Origin of the sequence: Bacillus sp. FSL K6-2819 (assembly GCF_038008305.1) — a bacterium.
Lineage (GTDB): Bacteria > Bacillota > Bacilli > Bacillales > Bacillaceae > Bacillus > Bacillus amyloliquefaciens.
The window spans coordinates 3,068,410-3,090,733 of the sequence record NZ_JBBOYV010000001.1 but is presented as its reverse complement, the minus strand read 5'-3'; the positions used below and the strand labels follow the sequence as shown (position 1 = coordinate 3,090,733).

Sequence of the window (22,324 nt, the reverse complement as noted above, 5' to 3'; positions counted from 1 at the left end):
ATTCTCTTCTGGCGGCTGTGTGTTTACTTTTTCTTGCGGATTTCTTTTCGCTCCCATGCCCTTAAATGAGGATACGGGTCAAAAGACCATTCCGACCTTCCGTTATCTTTATACATCCCGTAGTGAAGATGCGGCGGAAATTTTCCCGCGGTGCCCGGCGGTCCGTATCCGGAGCTTCCGACAGAACCGATCACCTCTCCGGGTTTGACGATCTGGCCTTTATGGACACCTTTTGCAAAGCCGTTCAGATGGGCGAAGTAGTGATACGTGTTATTGATATCCCTGATGCCGATTCTCCAGCCGCCGAAGCGGTTCCAGCCCTTCATTTCAACAATACCGTAGCAGGTCGATCTGACGGGGAGCCCATAATGAGCGAACAGATCCGTTCCTTCGTGAATCCGGCGTCCGCCGAAACCCCGTGCGGCGCCCCAAGTGCTGCGGTAGCTGTAATCCGTTTTTACGGGAAGCGGAAAAGCGTGTTCTCCGAGATCAAGGCGGCCGAACGTTTTGAACAGTGTCATGAATTCCGTGATAATGCCGACCGTCTGATCACGGCGATAATAATTCCAGAGGCCGATGCGGATATGGTCAAGATCCGTTCCGAATGCCGCCAAATACTGTGCAAATGTATAAAGGATATCCTCATCATTGCTTACTTCGGCTTTTCCGTCACCGTCACCGTCCAGACCGATCCCGTCAAATACTTTAATGCTGAGGGGCGCATCGTCCTTAGGATTTGGATTTTCAGGTCCGCTCCACAAATAATCCGGAATATAAATGCTGATGATTCCCGCTTTTTCAGGCAGGTCCTTTCGGTTTGAGCGGATATTTTCTTCATATTGATCAACCGCTGCAAGCACATACCAAGGAATCTGCGTGACCGCTTCGGCTTTGCGGTACAACTGCATCCGTTCGCTGTAAACAGAAGCCGATTGTTCTTTCCCGCTTGCAGCCGGACAGAAAACTGATAAAAGGAGAAGAGCAGATAACAGAACTTTCACAACATGATCTCCTTTCAGGATTGAATACAAATAGTTTGCGGCACAATTCCGAGAAAATGTAAGTAATTCTCTTCCCTTGTCGAGAAATTTTTCCTATGTTAAAGTGACTAATGAATAGAAATCCGCAAGTTTTATATCCATCGTGAAATAGAAATTTTTCGCACACGAACATGAATACAGGGATAATGGAGATGATGGGGAAATGGCAAAGAAAGACGAGCATCTGAGAAAGCCGGAATGGCTCAAAATAAAGCTGAACACGAATGAAAACTATACGGGCCTGAAAAAATTAATGCGTGAAAATAATCTGCATACCGTATGTGAAGAAGCAAAATGCCCGAACATCCATGAATGCTGGGCTGTAAGACGTACGGCGACATTCATGATTCTAGGTTCTGTCTGTACGAGAGCATGCCGATTCTGCGCTGTAAAAACGGGTCTGCCGACTGAGCTGGATCTGCAGGAGCCGGAACGCGTAGCTGATTCCGTCGCGCTGATGAATTTAAAACACGCCGTCATTACGGCCGTGGCGCGCGATGACCAGAAAGACGGCGGAGCAGGCGTCTTTGCGGAAACGGTCCGGGCGATCCGCAGAAAAAGCCCGTTCACGACGATTGAAGTGCTGCCATCCGACATGGGCGGAAATTACGACAACCTGAAAACATTAATGGATACCCGCCCTGATATTCTGAACCACAATATTGAAACCGTGCGCCGCCTGACACCGAGAGTCCGCGCCCGCGCAACATATGACCGTTCTTTGGAATTTTTGCGCCGTGCAAAAGAAATGCAGCCGGACATCCCGACCAAATCAAGCATTATGATCGGCCTCGGCGAAACGAAGGAAGAAATTATTGAAGTCATGGACGACCTGCTTGCGAACAATGTCGACATCATGGCGATCGGCCAATACCTGCAGCCGTCGAAAAAACATTTAAAAGTCCAAAAATATTATCATCCGGACGAATTTGCCGAACTGAAAGAAATCGCGATGCAAAAAGGCTTCAGCCACTGTGAAGCAGGCCCGCTTGTCCGTTCTTCCTACCATGCGGATGAACAGGTAAACGAAGCGTCTAAAAAACGCCAGGCCCAAGCATAATAAAAGCCGAAAAAACCCAAACCGCCGCAGGTTTTGGGTTTTTTGTGATGGAGCCGTTTTTTCTGGGGAAAAGTCATTCTTGAATAAGGATCGTCTGAACCGCTACACTGGATATAAAAGGGGAAAATTCTCCGGGCAATCCAAAGCGTCTCATTTTGCAATTGATGGACAGAAGTCAATGAATTATGATAGTAAAGAGTGATAAAAGAGGTGAAGACATGATTCTTATTCAAAATGCCGAGTTTGAACTCGTACATGATTTTAAAAACGGCTTTAATGAAGAAGCGTTCAAAGCCCGCTATTCAGACATATTAAATAAATATGATTACATTGTGGGAGACTGGGGATACAGTCAGCTGCGGCTCAAAGGCTTCTTTGATGACCAGAATCAAAAAGCAACCTTTGAAACGAAAATCAGCACATTGGACGAATATATTTATGAATACTGCAATTTCGGCTGCGCGTATTTTGTTTTAAAACGAATCAGAAAATAATTGATGCAGAAGGGGATGCTGTCACGTGTATTTTGTTGACAGAAATAAAATCGAACAAACACTCCGTTTTTTTGAGAACCAGCTGGCGCTGTTTGATAGCACGCCGGCATGGCAGAGCGAGATCGAAAAACGGGCGCTTGAGCGGATCAGCCATCTTATGATCGAATGCATTCTCGATGTCGGAAATGATATGATTGACGGCTTTATCATGCGCGATCCGGGCAGCTATGATGACATCATGGATATTCTGACGGATGAAAAGGTGGTAGCTGAAGAAGAAGGAAATAAGCTGAAGCAATTGATTTCTTCCAGAAAGCAGCTTGTCCAGGAATATCAGCACGCCGATCATCAGGAACTGTTTGCGTTGATCACGTCAAACAAGGACGTGCTGAAAGCCTTTCCGGTCCGAGTAAGAACCTACCTTGAAACAGAATTAGGTCCTGTTTCCGCATTTAAATAACAACAAGTGAGAAAATCCACAGGAGTGTTGAGTATGAAGGATTATAAAGGATATTTGATTGATTTGGACGGCACAATGTACAACGGGACGGAAAAAATCGAAGAAGCGTGTGAATTCGTGAGAACGCTTAAAGCGCGCGGCATTCCGTATTTATTTGTGACGAACAATTCTTCCCGGACGCCGAAGCAGGTGGCGGACAAGCTGATGAGCTTTGACATTCCGGCATCTGAAGAACAGGTCTTCACGACGAGCATGGCGACTGCGCAGCATATCGCCCAGCAGAAAAAAGATGCATCGGTATATGTAATCGGCGAAGAAGGCATCCGCCAGGCCATTGAAGAAAACGGGCTGAGCTTCGGAGAAGAAAACGCGGACTTTGTCGTTGTGGGAATCGACCGCGGCATTACATATGAAAAATTGGCAACGGGATGCCTTGCGATCAGAAACGGCGCCCGGTTTATTTCAACAAACGGCGACGTCGCCATTCCGACCGAAAGAGGGCTGTTGCCGGGGAACGGTTCACTGACGTCCGTTTTGACGGTGTCAACGGGCGTTGAGCCTGTCTTTATCGGCAAGCCTGAATCCATTATTATGGAACAGGCGATGCGTGTGCTCGGAACGGATATTTCCGAAACACTCATGGTCGGCGATAACTATGCAACGGATATTATGGCCGGCATCAACGCGGGGATGGACACGCTGCTGGTTCACACGGGTGTGACAAAGCGTGAACATATGGCCGGTTATGACCAGAAGCCGACATATGCGATTGATTCCTTAACCGAATGGATTGAACATCTATAAAAAAAGGACGGCCATTACGGCCGTCCTTATTCTGTATTTCTGGCGCTGTGAGCAAGCCGGCTTGAAGCCGCTGCTGCGATTGCGCCGACGATATCATCGAGAAATGTATGGCATTCGCCCGTTGATTTATCATTTAAACGCCCGAGAATGCCGGGTTTTTCTTTATCAATGTAACCGTAATTCGTAAAGCCGATCGAGCCGTATATGTTCACGATAGAGAAGGCGAGCACCTCGTCGACCCCATACAGGCTTTCATCAATCGCCAGAATGGTCTGAAGCGGTTCAGACAGCTTCTTTTGTTCGGCGAGCACATCTAATTCTATACCCGTTAAAATCGCGTTTTGCACCTCGCGTTTTGCGATGACACGGTCTACATTGAGCCTGCATTCCTCCATCGTCAAATCAGGATGATATTTTTTCTGGAGGAAATACACAAGATCGGCAATATCGTCCGTCTCAACCCCCCGTTCTTTTAAACGCGCTCTGGCGACAGCTTCCACCTGATTCAGTTGTTCCTTTTCTGACATTTGTTTCACCCAATCTTTTTTACTAGTTTATACAGCACCCTTCCGATGTGTACGATATTTCTCCTCTTCGTTCAAAGGAATACAATATGTATTCATAATTCCGCCGGCGTATGACTACGATGTGAATAGCTCTAATTTTTCAGGCAGGTGATTATGATGAAAAGCATCATTAAAGAAAAATACGGCATCCACGTCAGACAGCTTTCCGTTTATCAGAAATACCAATGCTTTCAGACGCCCAATTCCTTCTTTCTTATTATTCCCGTCTCCGGCTTTACGCAATCGGAGCTGACCGAGCTTTATTACATGAGTCAGTATTTACAAGAACAAAGTGACCCATACGTTTCCGTGTTTATCTTTACGAAGGAAGGAGAGCTGACCTTTGAGGACGAAGGCAAAACGTATGCGCTCTTAAAAGCGCCGATTCCAGTCTCAAACCGGCCGTTTTCTGTCGGCGGGGAGCTTGCCGAATTCCACAGAAAAGGGCGGGGCTTTCCGTATGAAGTGAAAGAAGCGGGCAGGATCGGCCAATGGAAGGACTTATGGGGGAAACGGGTGGATCAGCTGGAATCATTCTGGATGCAGAAAATTCATATGTCTCCGCTTGAACCGTTCGAAAAGAAAATGATCGAAGCATTTCCTTATTATTCAGGCTTAGCGGAAAACGCCATTCAATATTTAGTGGATACGGAGCTGGATGACAATCCCGGCGCGGAAGACTCGGGGACGATCTGCCATCAGCGGATGGAGCGGGATACCTGGTCTGCTGAATCATTGATCCGCATTCCGGGGGATTGGGTATTCGACCATGCAGCCCGTGATATTGCGGAATATATGCGCAGCACATATTTGTATCACCGTGACGACTTGCTTAATGACGGGTTTTTGTTTTTGCAGGAATATGAGCAAATTACGCCGTTATCCTCCTTTTCAAAACGCCTGTTTTACAGCCGGCTGCTGTTTCCGCTCCATTTTTTCGAGACGGTGGAGAGCTATTATATCTCTCATGATTCTGAAAAGCACTTTTACGAAGAGCAGCTTGACTACATTCTTGCTGACTGCACCCGTTATGAACAGTTTTTACAGACCTGTCACGACATGATGAATGTCAGATCGGCGCAGATTTTTGTCCCGCCTGTGGCTTGGCTCGGAAAAGGAAGAAATTCGTAAGAAGATATGACGTAAAAATATTTGGAAAATAGAGAATCTTGTCATATCAATGTGTTAAGCGTTTTCATGACCGTATAACCAATATTCAGCCGCTTGTCAAAACAAAAACAGGCTTATATAATATTTGTAACTTAAATGTCTGTGAAGGGTTAACAATTGTCCTTTTCTAGTGGACAAAAGGGAGAAAGGTGGAGTTTCTTTGGAAGCGATTCGTATTGGACTGTTAGGACTGGGAACCGTGGGAAGCGGTGTCGTCAAAATTATACAAGATCATCAGGATAAGCTTATGCACCAGGTCGGCTGTCCGGTGACGATAAAAAAAGTGCTAGTTAAAGATATTGATAAAAAACGAGAAGCAGACCTGCCGAAAGAAGTGCTGACGACAGAAGTCTATGATGTGATCGATGATCCTGAAGTCGATGTGATTATTGAGGTCATCGGCGGCGTCGAACAGACGAAGCAATACCTGCTCGACGCCTTGAGTGCGAAAAAGCATGTGGTGACCGCGAATAAAGATCTGATCGCTGTGTACGGCTCGGAGCTTTTAGCCGCCGCAAAGGAAAATGGCTGTGACTTGTATTATGAAGCGAGTGTCGCCGGCGGAATCCCAATTTTACGCACGCTCGAAGAAGGGCTTTCCTCTGACCGGATTACAAAAATGATGGGGATCGTCAACGGAACGACGAACTTCATCTTAACGAAAATGATTAAAGAAAAAAGCCCGTATGAAGAAGTGCTGAAGGAAGCGCAGGATCTCGGATTCGCGGAAGCGGACCCGACCGCCGATGTAGAAGGACTGGACGCCGCGCGCAAGATGGCAATTTTAGCCCGTCTCGGTTTCTCTATGAATGTCGATCTGGATGATGTCAAAGTAAAAGGGATTTCCCGCATTACGGATGAAGACATCAGTTTCAGCAAACGGCTCGGCTACACAATGAAGCTGATCGGCATCGCCCAGCGTGATGACAATAAAATCGAGGTCAGCGTTCAGCCGACACTGCTTCCGGATCATCATCCGCTCGCTGCGGTGCATAACGAGTACAATGCCGTTTACGTGTACGGAGAAGCCGTCGGCGAAACGATGTTTTACGGGCCCGGAGCAGGAAGCATGCCGACTGCGACTTCAGTCGTTTCCGATCTTGTCGCGGTTATGAAGAACATGCGTCTCGGCGTAAACGGAAACAGCTTTGTCGCGCCGCAGTTTGAAAGAAATCTGAAGCAGCCGTCAGATATCTACGCCCAGCAGTTTTTACGGATTCACGTCAAAGACCAAGTCGGCTCCTTTTCAAAAATCACATCCGCCTTCTCAGAGCGCGGCGTAAGCTTTGAAAAAATTCTGCAGCTGCCGATCAAAGGCCATGACGATCTCGCGGAAATCGTGATTGTCACGCATCACACGTCAGAAGAGGATTTCAGCGACATTCTGCAAAACTTAAATGATCTTGAAGTCGTACAAGAAGTCAAAAGCACATATCGCGTAGAAGGGAACGGTTGGAGCTAATGTGGAAAGGACTCATTCATCAATATAAAGAATTTCTGCCGGTAACGGATCAGACGCCGGCTCTGACATTGCATGAAGGCAACACGCCGCTCATTCACCTTCCGAAGCTTTCTGAAAAGCTCGGAGTTGAATTGCATGTGAAGACAGAGGGCGTTAATCCGACGGGCTCCTTTAAAGATCGCGGCATGGTCATGGCGGTCGCCAAAGCGAAAGAAGAAGGCAATGACACGATCATGTGCGCCTCAACGGGCAACACCTCTGCGGCGGCTGCGGCATACGCGGCGAGAGCCGGCATGAAATGCATCGTCATCATTCCGGACGGGAAAATCGCCTTCGGAAAGCTTGCGCAGGCCGTCATGTACGGAGCGGAAATCATCGCGATTGACGGAAACTTTGACGACGCGCTGGCCATCGTCAGGTCGATTTGTGAAAAAGCTCCGATTGCATTAGTGAATTCAGTAAACCCTTACCGGATTGAAGGGCAAAAAACAGCGGCCTTTGAAGTATGCGAACAGCTCGGCGGAGCGCCGGACATTCTGGCGATCCCGGTAGGAAACGCAGGGAATATCACGGCCTATTGGAAAGGGTTCAAAGAATATCATGAGAAAAACGGCACCGGACTTCCGAAGATGCGCGGCTTTGAGGCGGAAGGTTCTGCAGCTATCGTCCGCGGCGAGGTCATTAAAAATCCTGAAACCGTTGCAACGGCAATCCGGATCGGAAACCCGGCCAGCTGGGACAAAGCCGTTCTCGCAGCAAAAGAATCAGCCGGAAAAATTGATGAGGTCACAGATGAAGAAATTCTTCATGCCTATCAGCTGATTGCCCGTGAAGAAGGCGTATTTGCCGAGCCGGGCTCCTGTGCATCCATCGCCGGCGTTTTAAAACAGGTCAAATCCGGTGAAATTCCAAAAGGAAGCAAGGTTGTCGCAGTCTTGACCGGCAACGGCCTGAAAGATCCGAACACGGCTGTAGACGTATCTGAATTAAAACCGGTCACGCTGCCGACGAATGAAGACAATATTCTGGAATACTTAAATGGAGCGGCGCGTGTATGAATGAGGCGGAGATGCTGTTTTCCATTACGGTTCCGGGAAGCACCGCCAACTTAGGACCGGGGTTTGATTCCGTCGGGATGGCGCTCAGCAGATATTTGAAGCTATCGGTTTTCCGACATGATGAATGGAAGTTTTCGGCGGAAACCGAAACTGTCGCGGGCATCCCTCAAGGAACGGACAACCTCATCTACCAGGTCGCCAAACGGACGGCTGACCGCTGTCAGAAAGAGCTGCCTCCCGTACATGTCAAAGTATGGAGTGACATCCCCCTTGCGCGGGGACTCGGCAGCAGCGCGGCCGCTATCGTCGCCGCTATTGAGCTTGCGGATGAATTATGCGGCCTGCAGCTGTCAGAAGCCGACAAGCTGCACTTAGCCAGTCTTGAAGAGGGGCACCCTGATAATGCCGCTGCTTCCCTCGCAGGAGGGCTTGTGATCGGCCTCCACGAAGAAGATGAAACACATATCGTGCGTGTTGCCGAGGCGGATATCGACGTTGTTGCAGTCATTCCGTTTTACGAAGTTCTGACAAGGGACGCAAGAGACGTGCTCCCGAAAGAGCTGCCGTATCGCCGCGCCGTTAAAGCGAGCGCCGTCAGCAACCTCCTTGTTGCCGCAATCATGTCAAATGACTGGGCGCTTGCGGGGAAAATGATGAGAAAAGACATGCTGCATCAGCCGTACCGTGCCATGCTTGTTCCTGAGCTTTCGAAGGTGGAGCATGCGGCCGAAATGAAAGGCGCTTACGGGACGGCGCTGAGCGGAGCGGGCCCGACGATTCTTGTCCTGACTGCAAAAGGAAAGGGAGAAGAGCTGAGAAAACACCTTTCTCAACATTTTCCGCACTGCGAGATTGCAGCGCTTACCGTCCCGTCAGAAGGAAGCATAATTGAACGGAATCATTTAGAGCAGATCAAAAGTGTATAATGGTAAAAAGCGTTCTTCCCATAAGAGAAGGACGCTTTCTTTTTCTGGAGAAGGAATTTTATTTAGGGAAGCGAAATAAAAGAGAAAAGGAGGAGAAACAATTGAAAAAACTCATAACCGAGGAGGACATTGCGTCTCTCGTATCCGTGACGGATCCCCAATATGCCCCTGACGGCAGACGGGCCGCGTACGTCCGGACAAAAGTCAATGATAAACGGGACTCTTATTCATCAGCCATTATGGTATATGACACAGAATCCGGTACCTCAAACCCGTGGACATTCGGGGATAATAAAAATTCAAGTCCGCGGTGGTCGCCTGACGGACGGCGCCTTGCCTTTGTTTCTGACAGAGAGGATGGTGTCCCCCAGCTGTACATCATAGACGCTGCCGGGGGAGAGGCGGAACGGGCGGCTGATATTCCTTGGGGCGTGGCAGATCCGATATGGGCTCCCGACGGCAGATCCGTGCTTGTGTCCGTCAGTCTGACATCAGCGGAGCGCGCCGATGAGAAAGAAAAAAAGAAGCAAGACGAATATGAGCCGGTAAACATTCAGTCATTAACATATAAACGTGACGGGAAAGGCCTGCTGAACGGAAGCTGGACACAGCTTGTGCTGATTCATCTTGAAACGGGGGAGATTCAGCAGCTGACGGATCATGAAGCGGATCATTTTGACGCAGCCTTTTCACCGGACGGAAAGCAGCTTGCGTTTACCGCCAATTTATGCGAGCCGGGTGATGCCGGAAAGCCGAGGGATGTCTATCTGATGAATCTGGCGGACGGAGATCTCAAACAGATTACGCCGCACAGCGGTTCTTTCGGTTCCTGCGTGTTTTCACCGGACGGCTCTTATATCGCGTTGCTGGGCCATGAGAATGAATTTCGCAATGCTACTTTAGTAAAAGCGTGGCTGTACGACGTGAAAAATGAGCGGCTGTCCTGTCTGACCGACATGCTGGATGTTCATTTGAGCGATGCGCTTATTGCGGATTCACTTATAGGAGGAGTGACGCCCCGGCCGGTATGGACAAACGACGGACAGGGATTTTACGTCCTCGGCAGCGAGCAGGGAAGCACCGGGATTTATTATATCTCGATTGACGGCCTCGTATATCCGATCCGATTAGAAGAAGAGTACGTGAACGGTTTTGCTTTTCATCCGGATCAGAAAAGCTGTATCGCCGTAATTGTCAAACCCGAACGGCCTTCTGAGCTTTACAGCATTTCGCTTGAAGATGGGGAAGAGAAGCAATTGACAAACAACAATGATCGGTTTGCGGAGGAACATATCATATCCGTGCCGGAAAAGATGCAATATGAAACACAGGACGGACTGACGGTGCATGGCTGGTTTTTGAAGCCCGCAGCTTTTGAAGAGGATCAAACATATCCGCTCATTTTATACATACACGGCGGGCCTCACATGATGTACGGCCATACGTATTTTCACGAATTCCAAGTACTGGCCGCACAAGGATATGCCGTCGTGTATGTCAACCCGAGAGGAAGCCACGGCTATGGGCAGGATTTCGTCAATCGTGTCAGAGGGGATTACGGGGGCGGAGATTACCGTGATGTCATGCAGGCGGTGGATGAGGCCATTCAGGCGTATCCGTTTATTGACAGCGGCCGTCTCGGTGTGACGGGCGGAAGCTACGGAGGGTTTATGACCAATTGGATTGTGGGACAGACCGGCCGTTTTAAAGCAGCCGTCACACAGCGTTCCATCTCTAATTGGTTCAGTTTCCACGGTGTCAGTGATATCGGCTTCTTTTTCACTGACTGGCAGCTTGGGCATGATCTGTTTGAGGAAGCGGATAAGCTTTGGGATCGTTCACCTGTCAAATATGCGTCCCGCGTTTCGACACCGCTTCTGATCCTGCACGGTGAACGCGATGACCGCTGTCCGATAGAGCAGGCCGAGCAGCTCTTTACCGCATTGAAGAAACTAAACAAAACGACGGCGTTCATCCGGTTTCCGAAAGCCACGCACGAGCTGTCGAGAAGCGGCCATCCGGAACAGCGGATGAAACGCATCCGTTATATCCGTTCATGGTTTGATGACTATTTGCAAAAATAAAAAACCAGGCTGTATTCAGCCTGGTTTTATAATTAAAATACTTGTTCTACTTCAACGACACCCGGCACTTCTTCAAGAAGGGCGCGTTCGATTCCGGCTTTCAGCGTAATCGTTGAACTTGGGCAGCTGCCGCACGCGCCAAGGAGGCGAAGCTTTACAATGCCTTCGTCTATGTCAACAAGCTCACAGTCACCGCCGTCACGAAGCAGAAACGGGCGTAATTTATCCAATACTTCCTGTACTTGCTCTTTCATTTCAACCTCAGTCATGAGATTCGCTCCTTTCATATACATAAAACCATTATATTCACAGTAACGGTAAAAATCTAATGTTTGGTTTGCAAAGCTGCTTTCTCCATTATAGCATATTTAAACTTGAACATAAAAACCGTTTTTTATACAAAAGAAGCCCCGTCCTTTGTATACTGGTGTAAAGGGGATGATAAACATGACAAAGCCGGTTACACTCAGTGTTTACGGCGCTGAAACGCTCTGTACAAGCTGTGTAAATATGCCGAGCGCCAAAGATACATTTGAATGGCTGGAGGCGGCGCTGAAACGGAAATATCCGGAGCAGCCTTTTAACATGCGGTACATTGATATTGACACACCGCCCCGGCAAAAGGACACAGAAGAACTTGCGGAGCGAATCAGAAACGATGAATTTTTCTATCCGCTTGTGCTGGTGGAAGATGTCATTGTAGGGGAAGGGAATCCGCATTTAAAAGATATATATGAAGAAATGGAAAAGCGCGGCTATGTTGCGGGCTCATAAAATTGGCCGCTGATCGCAATCAGCGGCTTTCTTTTATCAGCCGTTATGATGCTTGTACATCCATAAAAGGCCAGATTTTAACAGGCGGGGCACACGCCCGATCAGCGGACGGTCGTTGACAAGACCAAATCCCGCTTTTTTTCCGAGTGAGCCGAGAACGCCTTTCAGCTTAAATTGCGGCATTGTTTCCGGCAGCTCTTCATTGTTCCATCGTTTCAGGAGGATCTGCACAATTTGTTCAGCTTGCGCTTCAGCCAGCTGGGCGCTCGGCGCATGCGGAAGGCTTGCGCAGTCACCAACGACATAAACATGTTCATCTCCCGGAAGGTTATGATACGGTGTTAAAACGATGCGGCCTTGCGGATCTTTCTCAGCGTCCAGTTCTCTGACGGCTTTATTCGGCTGAATTCCCGCCGTCCACACGACGGCATCGGCCGATATTGCTTCATCATGATTATAAACGATGCCGTCTTCCACTTTTGTAATATTCGCATTATTGATAATGGTGACACCGTGTTCTTCAAACCACTTCTGAACGTACTTGCTGAGCCTTTTCGGAAAGCTTGATAAAATCAGCTCGCCCCGGTCAAATAAAATAATCTTCAGATCGTCACGGCTTTCTCTTAATTCACTGGCAAGCTCCACGCCGCTTAATCCCGCTCCGACAATAGCGACAGATGCATTGGCGCCGAGGTTGTTCAGCTTTTGATAGGCTTCGCGTGACTGATCAATGGTCTGAATGCTGTAAGTATGTTCCGGCGCGCCGGGCACGTTATGATACTTATCCTCGCAGCCCAGTCCGATCACCGCGTCATCGTAAGAAATCGGTTCGCGGTCATGAAACAGAACTTGTTTGTTTTTCGTGTCAACGGAAGCCACCTCACCGTATTGAACATCCAGACTCGGATGCTCAGGAAAGGACACCCTGATATGATGATCAGAAATCGTGCCGGCAGCGAGCGCATAATATTCTGTTTTTAAGCAGTGATACGGGTTTCTGTCAATCAGCGTGATGGATATATCTGACGGAAGCTGGTTCGGCAATAAACGGTGCAGCACCCGCATGTTCCCGTAACCCCCGCCGATCAAGACCAATTTTTTCATAATGATTCCCCTTTTGCCCGAAAAATATGGTAGTCAATGTTGTTACAAAATAACGAACTATGTAAAATAACATCTAGAATTATATCGAATTTGATCTAAAACCACAATAATAGTTTTAAAATAACCTACAAATTGACCAGAAAATACGTAATAGTAAAACCTTTACCCTGAATTAATATGTTACGATAACATTGAGCGTGAAATCTGATCTTTGACGAATAGAGGAAATTCCGTTAGGATAAGGTACATATGTGAGGTGAAACCGCATGAATCCGATGATTGAATTCTGTGTCAGCAATTTAGCGCGCGGTTCCCAACAAGCACGGGAGATATTGGAGAAGGACCCGAATCTGGACGTGCTTGAATACGGCTGTTTAAGCTATTGCGGGAAATGCATGGAATCCCTGTTCGCCCTGGTTAACGGCGAAGTGGTCACGGGAGACACGCCTGCTGAACTGGTTGACAACATATATACATTCATAGAAGAAAATCCGATGTTTTAATCAGAGGCTCCGAACGGGGTCTCTTTTTTATAGCGCCCCGGGTTTCGGCAAAATAAAAAATTTGTAGACAGCAAAAATAAATATTGTTATCTTAATAAAGACTTTTTTTAAATAAAATTTTAGAGGTGTATTCATTGAATATCGTTTGGGGGCTGCTCGGGGCAGCGGCTATATTAGCCATTGCTTTTTTGTTGTCAGAAAAGAAAAGCAAAATTAACCTGCGAACCGTTATTGTCGGTTTATGTTTACAAATGGCCTTCGGATTCATCGTATTAAAGTGGGATGCCGGCCGGGCCGTATTTTTATGGTTCTCAAGCCGTGTGCAGCTTCTCATTGATTATGCGAACGAAGGCATCAGCTTTATTTTTGGACCGCTGTTAAAAGTGGGCAGCAGCCCGGCTTTTGCGCTGAGCGTTCTGCCGGTCATTATCTTTTTCTCAGCGCTGATTGCCGTTTTGTATCACCTGAAAATTATGCAGCTTATTTTTCGCGTCATCGGCGGCGGACTCTCAAAGCTTCTTGGGACAAGCAGAACGGAATCGCTTGCGGCGGCTGCGAATATTTTTGTCGGACAGTCTGAATCACCGCTTGCCATTAAACCGCTGATTGCGGGATTGACCCGCTCCGAGCTGTTTACGATTATGACGAGCGGCCTTTCGGCTGTAGCGGGTTCGACGCTTTTCGGTTACGCCCTGTTAGGCATTCCGATCGAATACTTGCTGGCGGCCAGCTTTATGGCGGCTCCCGCCGGTCTTGTCTTCGGAAAAATATTAATACCGGAAACGGAAAAAACGCAGACGATAAAAGGTGATTTTAATATGGACGAAGAAGGCGAAGGCGCCGCTAATGTGATTGATGCTGCGGCAAAAGGCGCGTCCACAGGCCTTCAGATTGCTTTAAATGTCGGCGCCATGCTGCTTGCGTTTGTCGCTCTCATCGCCGTATTGAACGGAATTCTCGGCGGAATCGGCGGCTGGTTCGGTTTCAAACATATTACATTAGAATCCATTCTCGGTTACGTGTTTTCACCGATCGCATTTGTTATCGGTGTTCCTTGGCATGAAGCACTCGGAGCGGGAAGCTATATCGGACAAAAGCTTGTGCTGAATGAGTTTGTCGCTTATTCAAACTTCGGTCCTCATATTGCGGACTTTTCTAAAAAAACGTCTACGATTATCAGCTTTGCGCTGTGCGGATTTGCCAACTTCTCTTCGATTGCGATTATGCTCGGCACACTGGGCGGTTTGGCCCCAAGCCGCCGTTCGGACATCGCGCGTCTCGGGTTACGGGCGGTTATTGCGGGAACACTCGCAAACCTTCTCAGCGCGGCGATTGCCGGCATGTTTATTTCGTAAACGATAAAAGCTCCCTGCATATGCAGGGAGCTTTTATGTATGAAAAACGGGGGATATTTGTATTGTGTCCGAGGGGAAGAGCTTTTATACTAAGTAAAAGAAAAAAAGTTGGAGGCCGATATGAATTCATTCCGTTTTACCAAGATGCACGGTCTTGGAAACAGTTATATATATGTAAACCAATTTGAAGAACAGCTGCCGGAAGAACGGCTGGCTGAGATTGCCGTTAAAGTGTCCAGCGTTTATACGGGTATCGGCTCTGACGGAATGATCCTCATCTGTCCGTCAGAAAAAGCGCCTGTCAAAATGCGGATTTTTAATAATGACGGCTCAGAAGGAAAAAATTGCGGCAACGGCCTTCGCTGTGTGGCAAAGTACGCATACGAACATAAGCTGACAGAAGAAACGTCCTTTTTCATTGAAACGCTCTCAGGCCTTGTAAAAGCAGACATTACTGTAGACAACGGAATTGTGAGTGAAGTTGCCGTCGATATGGGTGAACCGCGCCTGACCAAAAAGGAGCTGCCGATGCTCGGCAATGAAGATGAACGGACGATCAATGAAACCTTTGTTTTTGGAGAGACGGAGCTTTCAGGAACAGCCGTATCAATGGGAAATCCCCATATTGTCTTTCCGGTTGCCGATATCAGCCAAGCGCCTCTTACAACGCTCGGCCCCGTCATTGAAAAAGACCCGAGATTCCCGGAAGGCATCAATGTCGAGTTTGTGGAAACCGTCAGCGCCGATGAACTGCATTTCCGCGTATGGGAACGCGGCTCCGGCATTACACAGGCTTGCGGAACAGGCGCCTGTGCGGCGGCTGTCGCATCCGTATTGAACGGTGTTTCCGAACGAAACCGGGATATCACCGTTCATTTAGCCGGCGGCGACCTTGTGATTAATTGGCAGGACAACGGGCATGTGCTGATGACAGGCCCCGCCGAAACCGTATGCAGCGGCGTCTATTATTTGTAAACAGCTCGTTTGAGAATTGGGTCTTTCATGTTTATAATAGATAACAGCATTCGTTTTAAAAAGGAGGCCATACCATGAGTGTTCCCGTAACAATTACTGAAGCAGCGGCTTTGCACATAAAAGATATGATGAAAGAGCACGAAGAAGAAAACGCGTTTCTCCGTGTAGGCGTAAAAGGCGGCGGCTGCAGCGGCCTGTCTTACGGAATGGGTTTTGAGCATGAAAAAGGCGAAAAAGACAGCTTGTTCGAGCAGCACGGCATCAACGTTCTGGTCGACAGCGAAAGCCTTGATATTATGAACGGCACCATCATTGACTTCAAGCAGTCCATGATGGGCGGCGGTTTCACCATTGACAATCCGAATGCAATCGCTTCCTGCGGCTGCGGTTCTTCTTTCCGCACGGCCAAAAATGCCGGTACGCCGGAAGAGTGCTAAGGGATTCATAGGATTAGTGATGACGTCTTTCTTTTCGATGGAACTTACACCGTCGTTAAGGAAGGCGTTTTTATTATAGCGGAAAATCAAATATGGCGGATAGTTGCGGGGCAGTCCATTCTGTTTAATAAAAAAACCCGCTTCTGTTGAGCGGGTTTCACTTTTTTCAAAGATGTTATTCAATTGTATGTTTCATTGCATTGTACATATTTTCCACGTGCTCATCAGCTTGATCCCGTGACATGCGCAGCCGTTCCACTGAAGAACCATAACCGATTTCTTGTTTGCCCTCTTTAAGTCCTTTAAAAATCCCATCAGCGAATTCATCTAGCGGTTCTCCTTGAGTATGCAGTCCTGCTCCTCCTAAATCCGTATTCACTGCCGGAGGCGCAACTTCAATAACTTCTACAGATGAATCAGAAAGCTGATGTCTCAGACTCATCGTAAATGAATGAAGTGCCGCTTTCGTTGCTGAATAGATCGGAGCAATGGCAAGCGGTGTAAAAGCTAATCCGGATGTGACGTTAATGACAGCCGCATTTTCTTTTCCGGCAAAAACCGGGGCGAACAGCATAGACAGATGGAAGGGAGCTTCAATGTTCGTGGTGATTTCTTTATTAAAATAATCCCAATTGTCCTTCGCATCTGCTTTTAATACATGAAACCGCTGCTGAATCCCCGCGTTGTTCACTAGCACATTCACTTCCGGATGGTTCTCTGTCACCCAATCAAACAATGATACACGTTCAGATGGAATGCTCAAATCACTGACATAGGTAATAAGTTCCGGACATTTTTCTTTTGCTTTTTGAAGAGCATGTTCACGACGTCCGGTAATGATGACTTTATTTCCCGCTTTGACAAAGCGTGCTGCGAAAGCCAATCCTATCCCGGCATTTCCGCCTGTAATCAGTATTGTATTTCCTGTTAGTTTCATTTTAACGCCTCTTTTCCAATTGTTTTTCATTTCTTTGACAAACATTCACCGCTTTTTAAGTCGAAGTTCAATTAACTACTATCCAATCAATATATTGCTAAAATAACCGTTTCAAGGATTGAATCATCACGCACAATCAACAGCAGCAGTGATTCTGTAAAATTGAATTTTGTGCATCATCGGAAAACCGCCAAAATTATTCTTTCCTTGTCACAGGATAATGATACGACTTTAAGTATGGTTTAAGTCAACAAAAAAACTTGTGTTGCCGTTCCGATTAAAAAGGATAAAGTCTGGGATTTTTCTTGATTACCATATAACATTGGATAAGAGGTAGTGCTGATTATTATAAGCCATGTAAAAGGATGGGAGACTTATGCAGGAAGAAAACGCCATTGTTATCAGACCGCTCAGCCTGAATGATGCAGAGCGGGAACTGGTTCTGCAGACGGAAAACCGCATGTTTTTTGAACAGTTTGCCATGTCGAGACAAGAGGACTTTTATACGCTGGAAGGCCGGAAAAAACGAATTGAACAATCACTGAAAGATGCGGAAAATGATACAGAATACAGCTTCGGCATCTTTCTTCAGGATCAGACCCTGATTGGCACGATCAGTCTTTTTCAGGTTGTTCGAGGCTCCCTCCAAAGCGCTTTTATCGGTTACTTTTAGATGGAAAACATAATGGAAAAGGCTATGCGACGAAAGCTGTCAAGCTGATTGTTGATTATGCATTCAATGAGCTGAAACTGCATCGGATAGAAGCCGGTGTCATGCCGCACAATAAGGCGTCAATCCGAGTGCTCGAAAAAGCGGGCTTTCATAAAGAAGGTATTGCGAGAAAAAATGTAAAAATAAAAGGGAAATGGGAGGATCATCAGGTGCTGGCGATCATTCATCCGGAGGATAAATAACGATATCCTCCTTTTTTATCCGGCGTCTCATTCCCCAGGTATTCTTCCAATATCCTTAAATCAATTGTCCGAATATACTGTTTGTAAACTCGGATAAAAATAAAGGGTATATAGGACTAAAATTTCTGAATAATATCCTCTTTGACAACCGTTCCAAAGTCATATTTTCGTGAAAGTATGTTGATTTTTTCATAGAAATAAACTAAATTGTAAAAGTATAGAATAGTTATTTTATTTTGTAAGAAAAGGATGATAATATGATAGGTCAATTGAGCAATAAAAAAATATTTTTAAGTTCTTTTTTCATCATTTTGATCTGTTCATTACTCTTCCAATTTAGTATTTCAGATAAAGTGCTGCAGGCATATTACTCTTCTGTCGGTGAAAGTACCTACGATATCGGGGAGAAAAGTGTTCGTACTATTGTCATGTTCCTGCAAGGGTTTATGATCTTCACGACTTTTGTAGAAATTCTGATAGGCGGATTTCTGTTATTTGTTGCCGCTTTTATTCTTGGTTCAAAGAAACCGAAAAAAACATATTTGCTTCTATATACACTGACTTCTTTAATCTCGGCATTTAAAATGTTAATTCTATCAGTTGTTAACTATGTAACGGCTGATTCCTCACTTATATATTCTGCCGGCGGCTCCAAATTGAGTTTACAGCTGCTGGACCCGTTTCTGCTTCTATCAATCGCGGCTTTATATACTGCCGCAGGAAAACTTACCGATCTCAGCCAGAAAAAAAGAATCATTTTGACTGGATGTTTTGTTTTATTAAAACTCTTCACTATTTTCTTTAATTATTTTATGGCGGATAAAATTTAGCTCGGGAGAGAGTCAATGAAGCTGAATTTTATTATATATTAAAAAGCATAGTAGGGAGATGTTATGATGAACTTAGTAAAATCTAATAAAAAATCTTTCATTTTGTTTGGCGCGGCACTAGCTGCAGCAACTTTTGTTTATGCACTTTTATTAACGGGAACTGAATTAAATGTGGCGGCGGCTCATGCATTCTCAGCCAATGCTGAATTAGCTTCGACTCTTGGCATCTCTGCAGCAGCAGCTAAAAAAGCAATTGACATTATTGATGCGGCATCTACAATTGCTTCTATCATTTCTCTCATCGGTATCGTTACAGGCGCTGGTGCTATTTCTTATGCAATCGTTGCCACAGCAAAAACAATGATTAAAAAATACGGCAAAAAATACGCAGCTGCTTGGTAAAATCGATCAATAAATAATTGCTCTTTTTGTACAAGCTGCAAAAAGAGCCTCTCTCCCAAATACATATGTAAGGATTGAAAGTATGATAGTCAAACAAATTGCGGCTCTTATCAAATATAATACCCTGTCATCGTTTCGCAAAAGAAAGGAAGATTGGGGAATTCCTCAACTCAGCAGCAAACTGCTGTCTGCCATTATTATTTCTCTGTTATGTGTTTATCTCATTTTACTGGGATGCGGTGTCGTATTCGGGACAAAACTGATTCAGCTCCCTCTCAGCGCATGGGGACAATTTGTTTTAATCGCCGTTTCACTGGAGCAGCTTTTTTGGGCTGCCGGCTTCTTTAAAGAACATCAAAATGCCTTTCTGCTGGATACGCGCAAGGTCATTCATCAATTAAAAAAGGTTCGTTTTTTACAGCTGTTTTCTGTTTTTACCGGCCAGGCGATCAAAAAAACCATTTTCGTATGGTATCTTTTTGTTTTTCCGGTCTTTTTGTTTTTATCAAGCGCAGGCATGACTGGGTCTGCAGCGGTCATCGTATTTTTCCTGGGCTTCGTTTATTTTCTTCTCAATCTATTTTTATCTATGCTGTTTTCTTACGTTGTTTATCTTCTTACGAATATGTGGAGCAAACTATTTTACCTGAAAATCTTGAAGGGCATATTATTCAGCGTCAGTCTGCTGGTTCCGCTGGCAGTCGGGTATGCTGTTTATCTGCTCGTATTTGGGGAGTACACGGTAAAGGAAATCTCTGGATTTACGGAGTCACCGGCTTTCCGGAACATCCTCATGAATACGCCGTATGTATTGTTAGCATTCCGCTCCCATTCCGTGCTCGTCTTCGCCGCGGTATTTGCGGCAGCCGTCCTTTTAACGGCGGGGCTGTTTAAGCTGTGGTCGGCCACATTGAAGAAAATGGACCTTATCCCTTATATGTTTTTGACAAACGCTGATTTTGCGCCAAAACTGAAATTATATAGGAATAACAAAATATTTCATGCCGTTTTTCAAAAGGATCTGCTGTTCTTATCGAGAATTGACGGGTTTTTCATCAGAAATTTCGGCAGTATGCTTTATTTGTTCATGCTGTTTTTAGGTTTTTGTGTTCCGCTGCTCTCCCATCATTTCACCGGGTATTCGGCAGCGGCCATCGTATCCGCGGCGGTTATCATTGCGAACTTTTCGTATCAGCTCGTCGGGGATGCGCTCAAAACAGTATTATCAGTTGACGGAGAAATCAAAAATCAGCATCTGTTTCACCGGAATATTAAACATGCGTGGCAGCTTGTGTTTCCGAAAGTATGTATTTATAACCTTGCGGCTCTTATCTATTCGATCATCATCACCATTTTGATTACGGTGTTTTTTCCGTCTCCCGCTGCACTGACAATCTACTTGTTTATTGTATTTTTATGTTCTGGTTTTTTATACAGTCTTGTTCAGATTTCAAGCACCGCTCTGTATCCAAAGAAAAACTGGGAGCACCTGTACGAAATTGGAGAAGCGGGAAAAGCAAAGACGTACAACAACTTATACGGTTCTTTGATTTTCATTGTGTCGCTTCAAATCGCTGCGATCACGTCGTATTTTATCTATAAAAAGCCGGAAATTGAAACGATGCTTATTCATTCTGCATCAGGTATATTTGTCCTGTTCACACTATTAAACTATGGAGTCATGTTTCTGTTTCTTCGCAGAATCAATATGGCGGAAAGGTTTGCGAACAATGATTAAATTAGTAAATATACAAAAAAACTATAGTGAAAAACAGGTGTTAAAAGATATTTCTTTTGAAGTGAAGAAAGGCTCAATTTACGCTTTGCTGGGGACCAATGGGGTAGGGAAAACAACGACTTTAAAAATTATCTCGGGCCTGCTTAAACCGACTTCAGGCCGCGTTGTGATTGACGGCAAAGAAATGGATTCAGAAGAGGGGGGGCAAATATCGGCTGACATCGGTTTTGTGCCCGATCATACCTTTTTGTATGATTATTTAACGGGAGTCGAATACTTGCGTTTTACAGCTGAGATGTTTCAAGTGCCGTCCCAGCGGACAAATGATTATATAAAGAAAATGCTGGAGATGCTGAAGCTTTCTCAGGACGGTAATCAGTTGATTAAAACCTATTCGCACGGAATGAAACAGAAATTATCAATCGCGGCCGCGCTCATTCATCAGCCGAAGATTTTAATTCTTGACGAGCCGCTGACGGGCATTGATTTAATCAGCGGCAAAACGATACGGACGTTGTTAAAAGAGTACGTCAAACAGGGGAATACGGTTCTTTTATCGACTCACCTGCTGGAGCTGGCGCATTCGCTGTGCGATACGATCGGCATTATACACGAGGGCGTTTTTGCGGCGGAGTATCAGTCAGCCGAGCATTCATTAGAAGAGATTGAAGAAATGGCTGAGCGTATCTATACATGATGAATCGCATTTTGCCGGCAATCAGGACGTCCGCCATTCCGTTAACCGCGTCATTGCTGTTTTTTTCAGGCGGTGTAATCGCTGCGGTTTTTATTGATCACTTTGTTTCATCAGCGTCTTATAATGGCTCGTCAGGCGCGGTTGAACTGTTAAAAAATAATGCCATCGCTTGTCTGTTTTTAGCGGCAGGTTTTTTTACTTTCGGGTTAACCTCCATCTTTTATTTATTCACCAACGGTTTTATTTTAAGCGGCTCTATTATAGAAAATCTGCACAGCGGGATGCCTTTATATCAGATTATTTTACTGCTAATTCCTCATGGTATATTTGAAGTTCCTGCGTTATTATTAAGTGGCGCCATTGGTTTTAAAGGCGTTGAATTGATCATCAGACTGTGTTTTTCTAAGGAAAAAAAGATATTGAGATCAATGTTCAGGCATATCGGAATATTGGTGATGCTTATTATTTGTCTGCTGATCGCCGCTGCTATTATTGAAGCTTATATCACACCAATTTTTAAGTAAAAGGGGCAG

Annotated in this window: 24 protein-coding genes and 1 pseudogene; 20 read left to right on the top strand and 5 right to left on the bottom strand. The window is 45.9% G+C overall.

Annotated features, from left to right (window positions below):
* Positions 1–23 precede the first annotated feature (23 nt).
* On the bottom strand, positions 24–1,001 hold the full coding sequence (gene lytH, locus MHH91_RS16125; RefSeq protein WP_013353457.1) for an L-Ala--D-Glu endopeptidase: 978 nt from the start codon (positions 999–1,001) through the stop codon (positions 24–26).
* 202 nt (positions 1,002–1,203) lie between these two features.
* On the opposite strand from lytH, the gene lipA reads away from it, so the two are divergent.
* The 4 genes from lipA (at position 1,204) to MHH91_RS16105 (ending at position 3,858) form a co-directional block, all read left to right on the top strand.
* Positions 1,204–2,100, top strand: a complete 897-nt coding sequence (lipA, locus tag MHH91_RS16120; protein WP_003151923.1) for a lipoyl synthase — start codon at positions 1,204–1,206, stop codon at positions 2,098–2,100.
* Positions 2,101–2,318: 218 nt separating this feature from the next.
* A complete protein-coding gene (locus tag MHH91_RS16115) occupies positions 2,319–2,594 on the top strand; it encodes a YutD family protein (RefSeq protein WP_003151928.1) in 276 nt (91 codons plus the stop codon).
* 25 nt (positions 2,595–2,619) lie between these two features.
* On the top strand, positions 2,620–3,054 hold the full coding sequence (locus MHH91_RS16110; protein ID WP_013353456.1) for a DUF86 domain-containing protein: 435 nt from the start codon (positions 2,620–2,622) through the stop codon (positions 3,052–3,054).
* Between the two features lie 33 nt (positions 3,055–3,087).
* Positions 3,088–3,858, top strand: a complete 771-nt coding sequence (locus MHH91_RS16105; RefSeq protein ID WP_013353455.1) for a TIGR01457 family HAD-type hydrolase — start codon at positions 3,088–3,090, stop codon at positions 3,856–3,858.
* Between the two features lie 26 nt (positions 3,859–3,884).
* Here MHH91_RS16105 and MHH91_RS16100 read toward each other — a convergent pair whose 3' ends face one another.
* The gene (locus MHH91_RS16100) at positions 3,885–4,385 is read right to left on the bottom strand and encodes a phosphatidylglycerophosphatase A family protein (protein WP_013353454.1); all 501 of its coding nucleotides are present in this window, start codon (positions 4,383–4,385) and stop codon (positions 3,885–3,887) included.
* A 153-nt stretch (positions 4,386–4,538) separates the two neighbouring features.
* Here MHH91_RS16100 and yutH point away from each other — a divergent pair, with 153 nt between their 5' ends.
* The 5 genes from yutH (at position 4,539) to MHH91_RS16075 (ending at position 11,124) form a co-directional block, all read left to right on the top strand.
* Positions 4,539–5,555, top strand: a complete 1,017-nt coding sequence (yutH, locus tag MHH91_RS16095; RefSeq protein WP_014472214.1) for a spore coat putative kinase YutH — start codon at positions 4,539–4,541, stop codon at positions 5,553–5,555.
* Positions 5,556–5,754: 199 nt separating this feature from the next.
* Positions 5,755–7,056 carry a homoserine dehydrogenase gene (locus tag MHH91_RS16090; RefSeq protein ID WP_013353452.1) on the top strand — a complete coding sequence of 434 codons (1,302 nt, stop codon included), beginning with the start codon at positions 5,755–5,757 and terminating at the stop codon, positions 7,054–7,056.
* The gene (thrC, locus tag MHH91_RS16085; protein WP_014470982.1) at positions 7,056–8,114 is read left to right on the top strand and encodes a threonine synthase; all 1,059 of its coding nucleotides are present in this window, start codon (positions 7,056–7,058) and stop codon (positions 8,112–8,114) included. The genes MHH91_RS16090 and thrC overlap by 1 nt, the downstream gene beginning before the upstream one ends.
* The gene (gene thrB, locus MHH91_RS16080; RefSeq protein ID WP_013353450.1) at positions 8,111–9,040 is read left to right on the top strand and encodes a homoserine kinase; all 930 of its coding nucleotides are present in this window, start codon (positions 8,111–8,113) and stop codon (positions 9,038–9,040) included. The genes thrC and thrB overlap by 4 nt, the downstream gene beginning before the upstream one ends.
* Before the next feature lie 101 nt (positions 9,041–9,141).
* Complete coding sequence (locus tag MHH91_RS16075) at positions 9,142–11,124, top strand: S9 family peptidase (protein ID WP_041915624.1); 1,983 nt, start codon at positions 9,142–9,144, stop codon at positions 11,122–11,124.
* Positions 11,125–11,156: 32 nt separating this feature from the next.
* Here MHH91_RS16075 and MHH91_RS16070 read toward each other — a convergent pair whose 3' ends face one another.
* Complete coding sequence (locus tag MHH91_RS16070; RefSeq protein WP_171866182.1) at positions 11,157–11,492, bottom strand: NifU family protein; 336 nt, start codon at positions 11,490–11,492, stop codon at positions 11,157–11,159.
* Between the two features lie 79 nt (positions 11,493–11,571).
* Between MHH91_RS16070 and MHH91_RS16065 the strand changes: the two genes are divergently transcribed.
* On the top strand, positions 11,572–11,898 hold the full coding sequence (locus MHH91_RS16065) for a YuzD family protein (RefSeq protein WP_013353449.1): 327 nt from the start codon (positions 11,572–11,574) through the stop codon (positions 11,896–11,898).
* Between the two features lie 36 nt (positions 11,899–11,934).
* Here the strand turns inward: MHH91_RS16065 and MHH91_RS16060 are convergent, their stop codons facing one another.
* Positions 11,935–13,002, bottom strand: a complete 1,068-nt coding sequence (locus tag MHH91_RS16060) for an NAD(P)/FAD-dependent oxidoreductase (RefSeq protein WP_013353448.1) — start codon at positions 13,000–13,002, stop codon at positions 11,935–11,937.
* Between the two features lie 266 nt (positions 13,003–13,268).
* Between MHH91_RS16060 and MHH91_RS16055 the strand changes: the two genes are divergently transcribed.
* The 4 genes from MHH91_RS16055 to MHH91_RS16040 all read left to right on the top strand — a co-directional run bounded on the left by MHH91_RS16055 (position 13,269) and on the right by MHH91_RS16040 (position 16,272).
* A complete protein-coding gene (locus MHH91_RS16055; RefSeq protein ID WP_014470978.1) occupies positions 13,269–13,505 on the top strand; it encodes a YuzB family protein in 237 nt (78 codons plus the stop codon).
* 134 nt (positions 13,506–13,639) lie between these two features.
* Positions 13,640–14,860, top strand: coding sequence for a NupC/NupG family nucleoside CNT transporter (locus tag MHH91_RS16050; RefSeq protein ID WP_013353446.1), 1,221 nt, complete (start codon positions 13,640–13,642; stop codon positions 14,858–14,860).
* Between the two features lie 120 nt (positions 14,861–14,980).
* On the top strand, positions 14,981–15,835 hold the full coding sequence (gene dapF, locus MHH91_RS16045) for a diaminopimelate epimerase (RefSeq protein WP_013353445.1): 855 nt from the start codon (positions 14,981–14,983) through the stop codon (positions 15,833–15,835).
* A 74-nt stretch (positions 15,836–15,909) separates the two neighbouring features.
* Positions 15,910–16,272, top strand: coding sequence for a HesB/IscA family protein (locus MHH91_RS16040; RefSeq protein WP_013353444.1), 363 nt, complete (start codon positions 15,910–15,912; stop codon positions 16,270–16,272).
* 175 nt (positions 16,273–16,447) lie between these two features.
* Here the strand turns inward: MHH91_RS16040 and MHH91_RS16035 are convergent, their stop codons facing one another.
* On the bottom strand, positions 16,448–17,209 hold the full coding sequence (locus MHH91_RS16035; RefSeq protein ID WP_013353443.1) for an SDR family oxidoreductase: 762 nt from the start codon (positions 17,207–17,209) through the stop codon (positions 16,448–16,450).
* Between the two features lie 376 nt (positions 17,210–17,585).
* Here MHH91_RS16035 and MHH91_RS16030 point away from each other — a divergent pair.
* The 6 genes and pseudogenes from MHH91_RS16030 (at position 17,586) to MHH91_RS16005 (ending at position 22,315) form a co-directional block, all read left to right on the top strand.
* Positions 17,586–18,124: pseudogene (locus tag MHH91_RS16030) on the top strand (GNAT family N-acetyltransferase).
* A gap of 257 nt (positions 18,125–18,381) precedes the next feature.
* Complete coding sequence (locus MHH91_RS16025; protein WP_013353442.1) at positions 18,382–18,954, top strand: hypothetical protein; 573 nt, start codon at positions 18,382–18,384, stop codon at positions 18,952–18,954.
* Between the two features lie 66 nt (positions 18,955–19,020).
* A complete protein-coding gene (locus MHH91_RS16020; protein WP_041915581.1) occupies positions 19,021–19,356 on the top strand; it encodes an uberolysin/carnocyclin family circular bacteriocin in 336 nt (111 codons plus the stop codon).
* Between the two features lie 82 nt (positions 19,357–19,438).
* A complete protein-coding gene (locus MHH91_RS16015; RefSeq protein ID WP_013353440.1) occupies positions 19,439–21,094 on the top strand; it encodes a hypothetical protein in 1,656 nt (551 codons plus the stop codon).
* Positions 21,087–21,791, top strand: a complete 705-nt coding sequence (locus MHH91_RS16010; protein ID WP_013353439.1) for an ABC transporter ATP-binding protein — start codon at positions 21,087–21,089, stop codon at positions 21,789–21,791. Before MHH91_RS16015 ends, MHH91_RS16010 begins: the two co-directional genes overlap by 8 nt.
* On the top strand, positions 21,788–22,315 hold the full coding sequence (locus MHH91_RS16005; RefSeq protein WP_014472206.1) for a stage II sporulation protein M: 528 nt from the start codon (positions 21,788–21,790) through the stop codon (positions 22,313–22,315). The genes MHH91_RS16010 and MHH91_RS16005 overlap by 4 nt, the downstream gene beginning before the upstream one ends.
* Positions 22,316–22,324 lie beyond the last annotated feature (9 nt).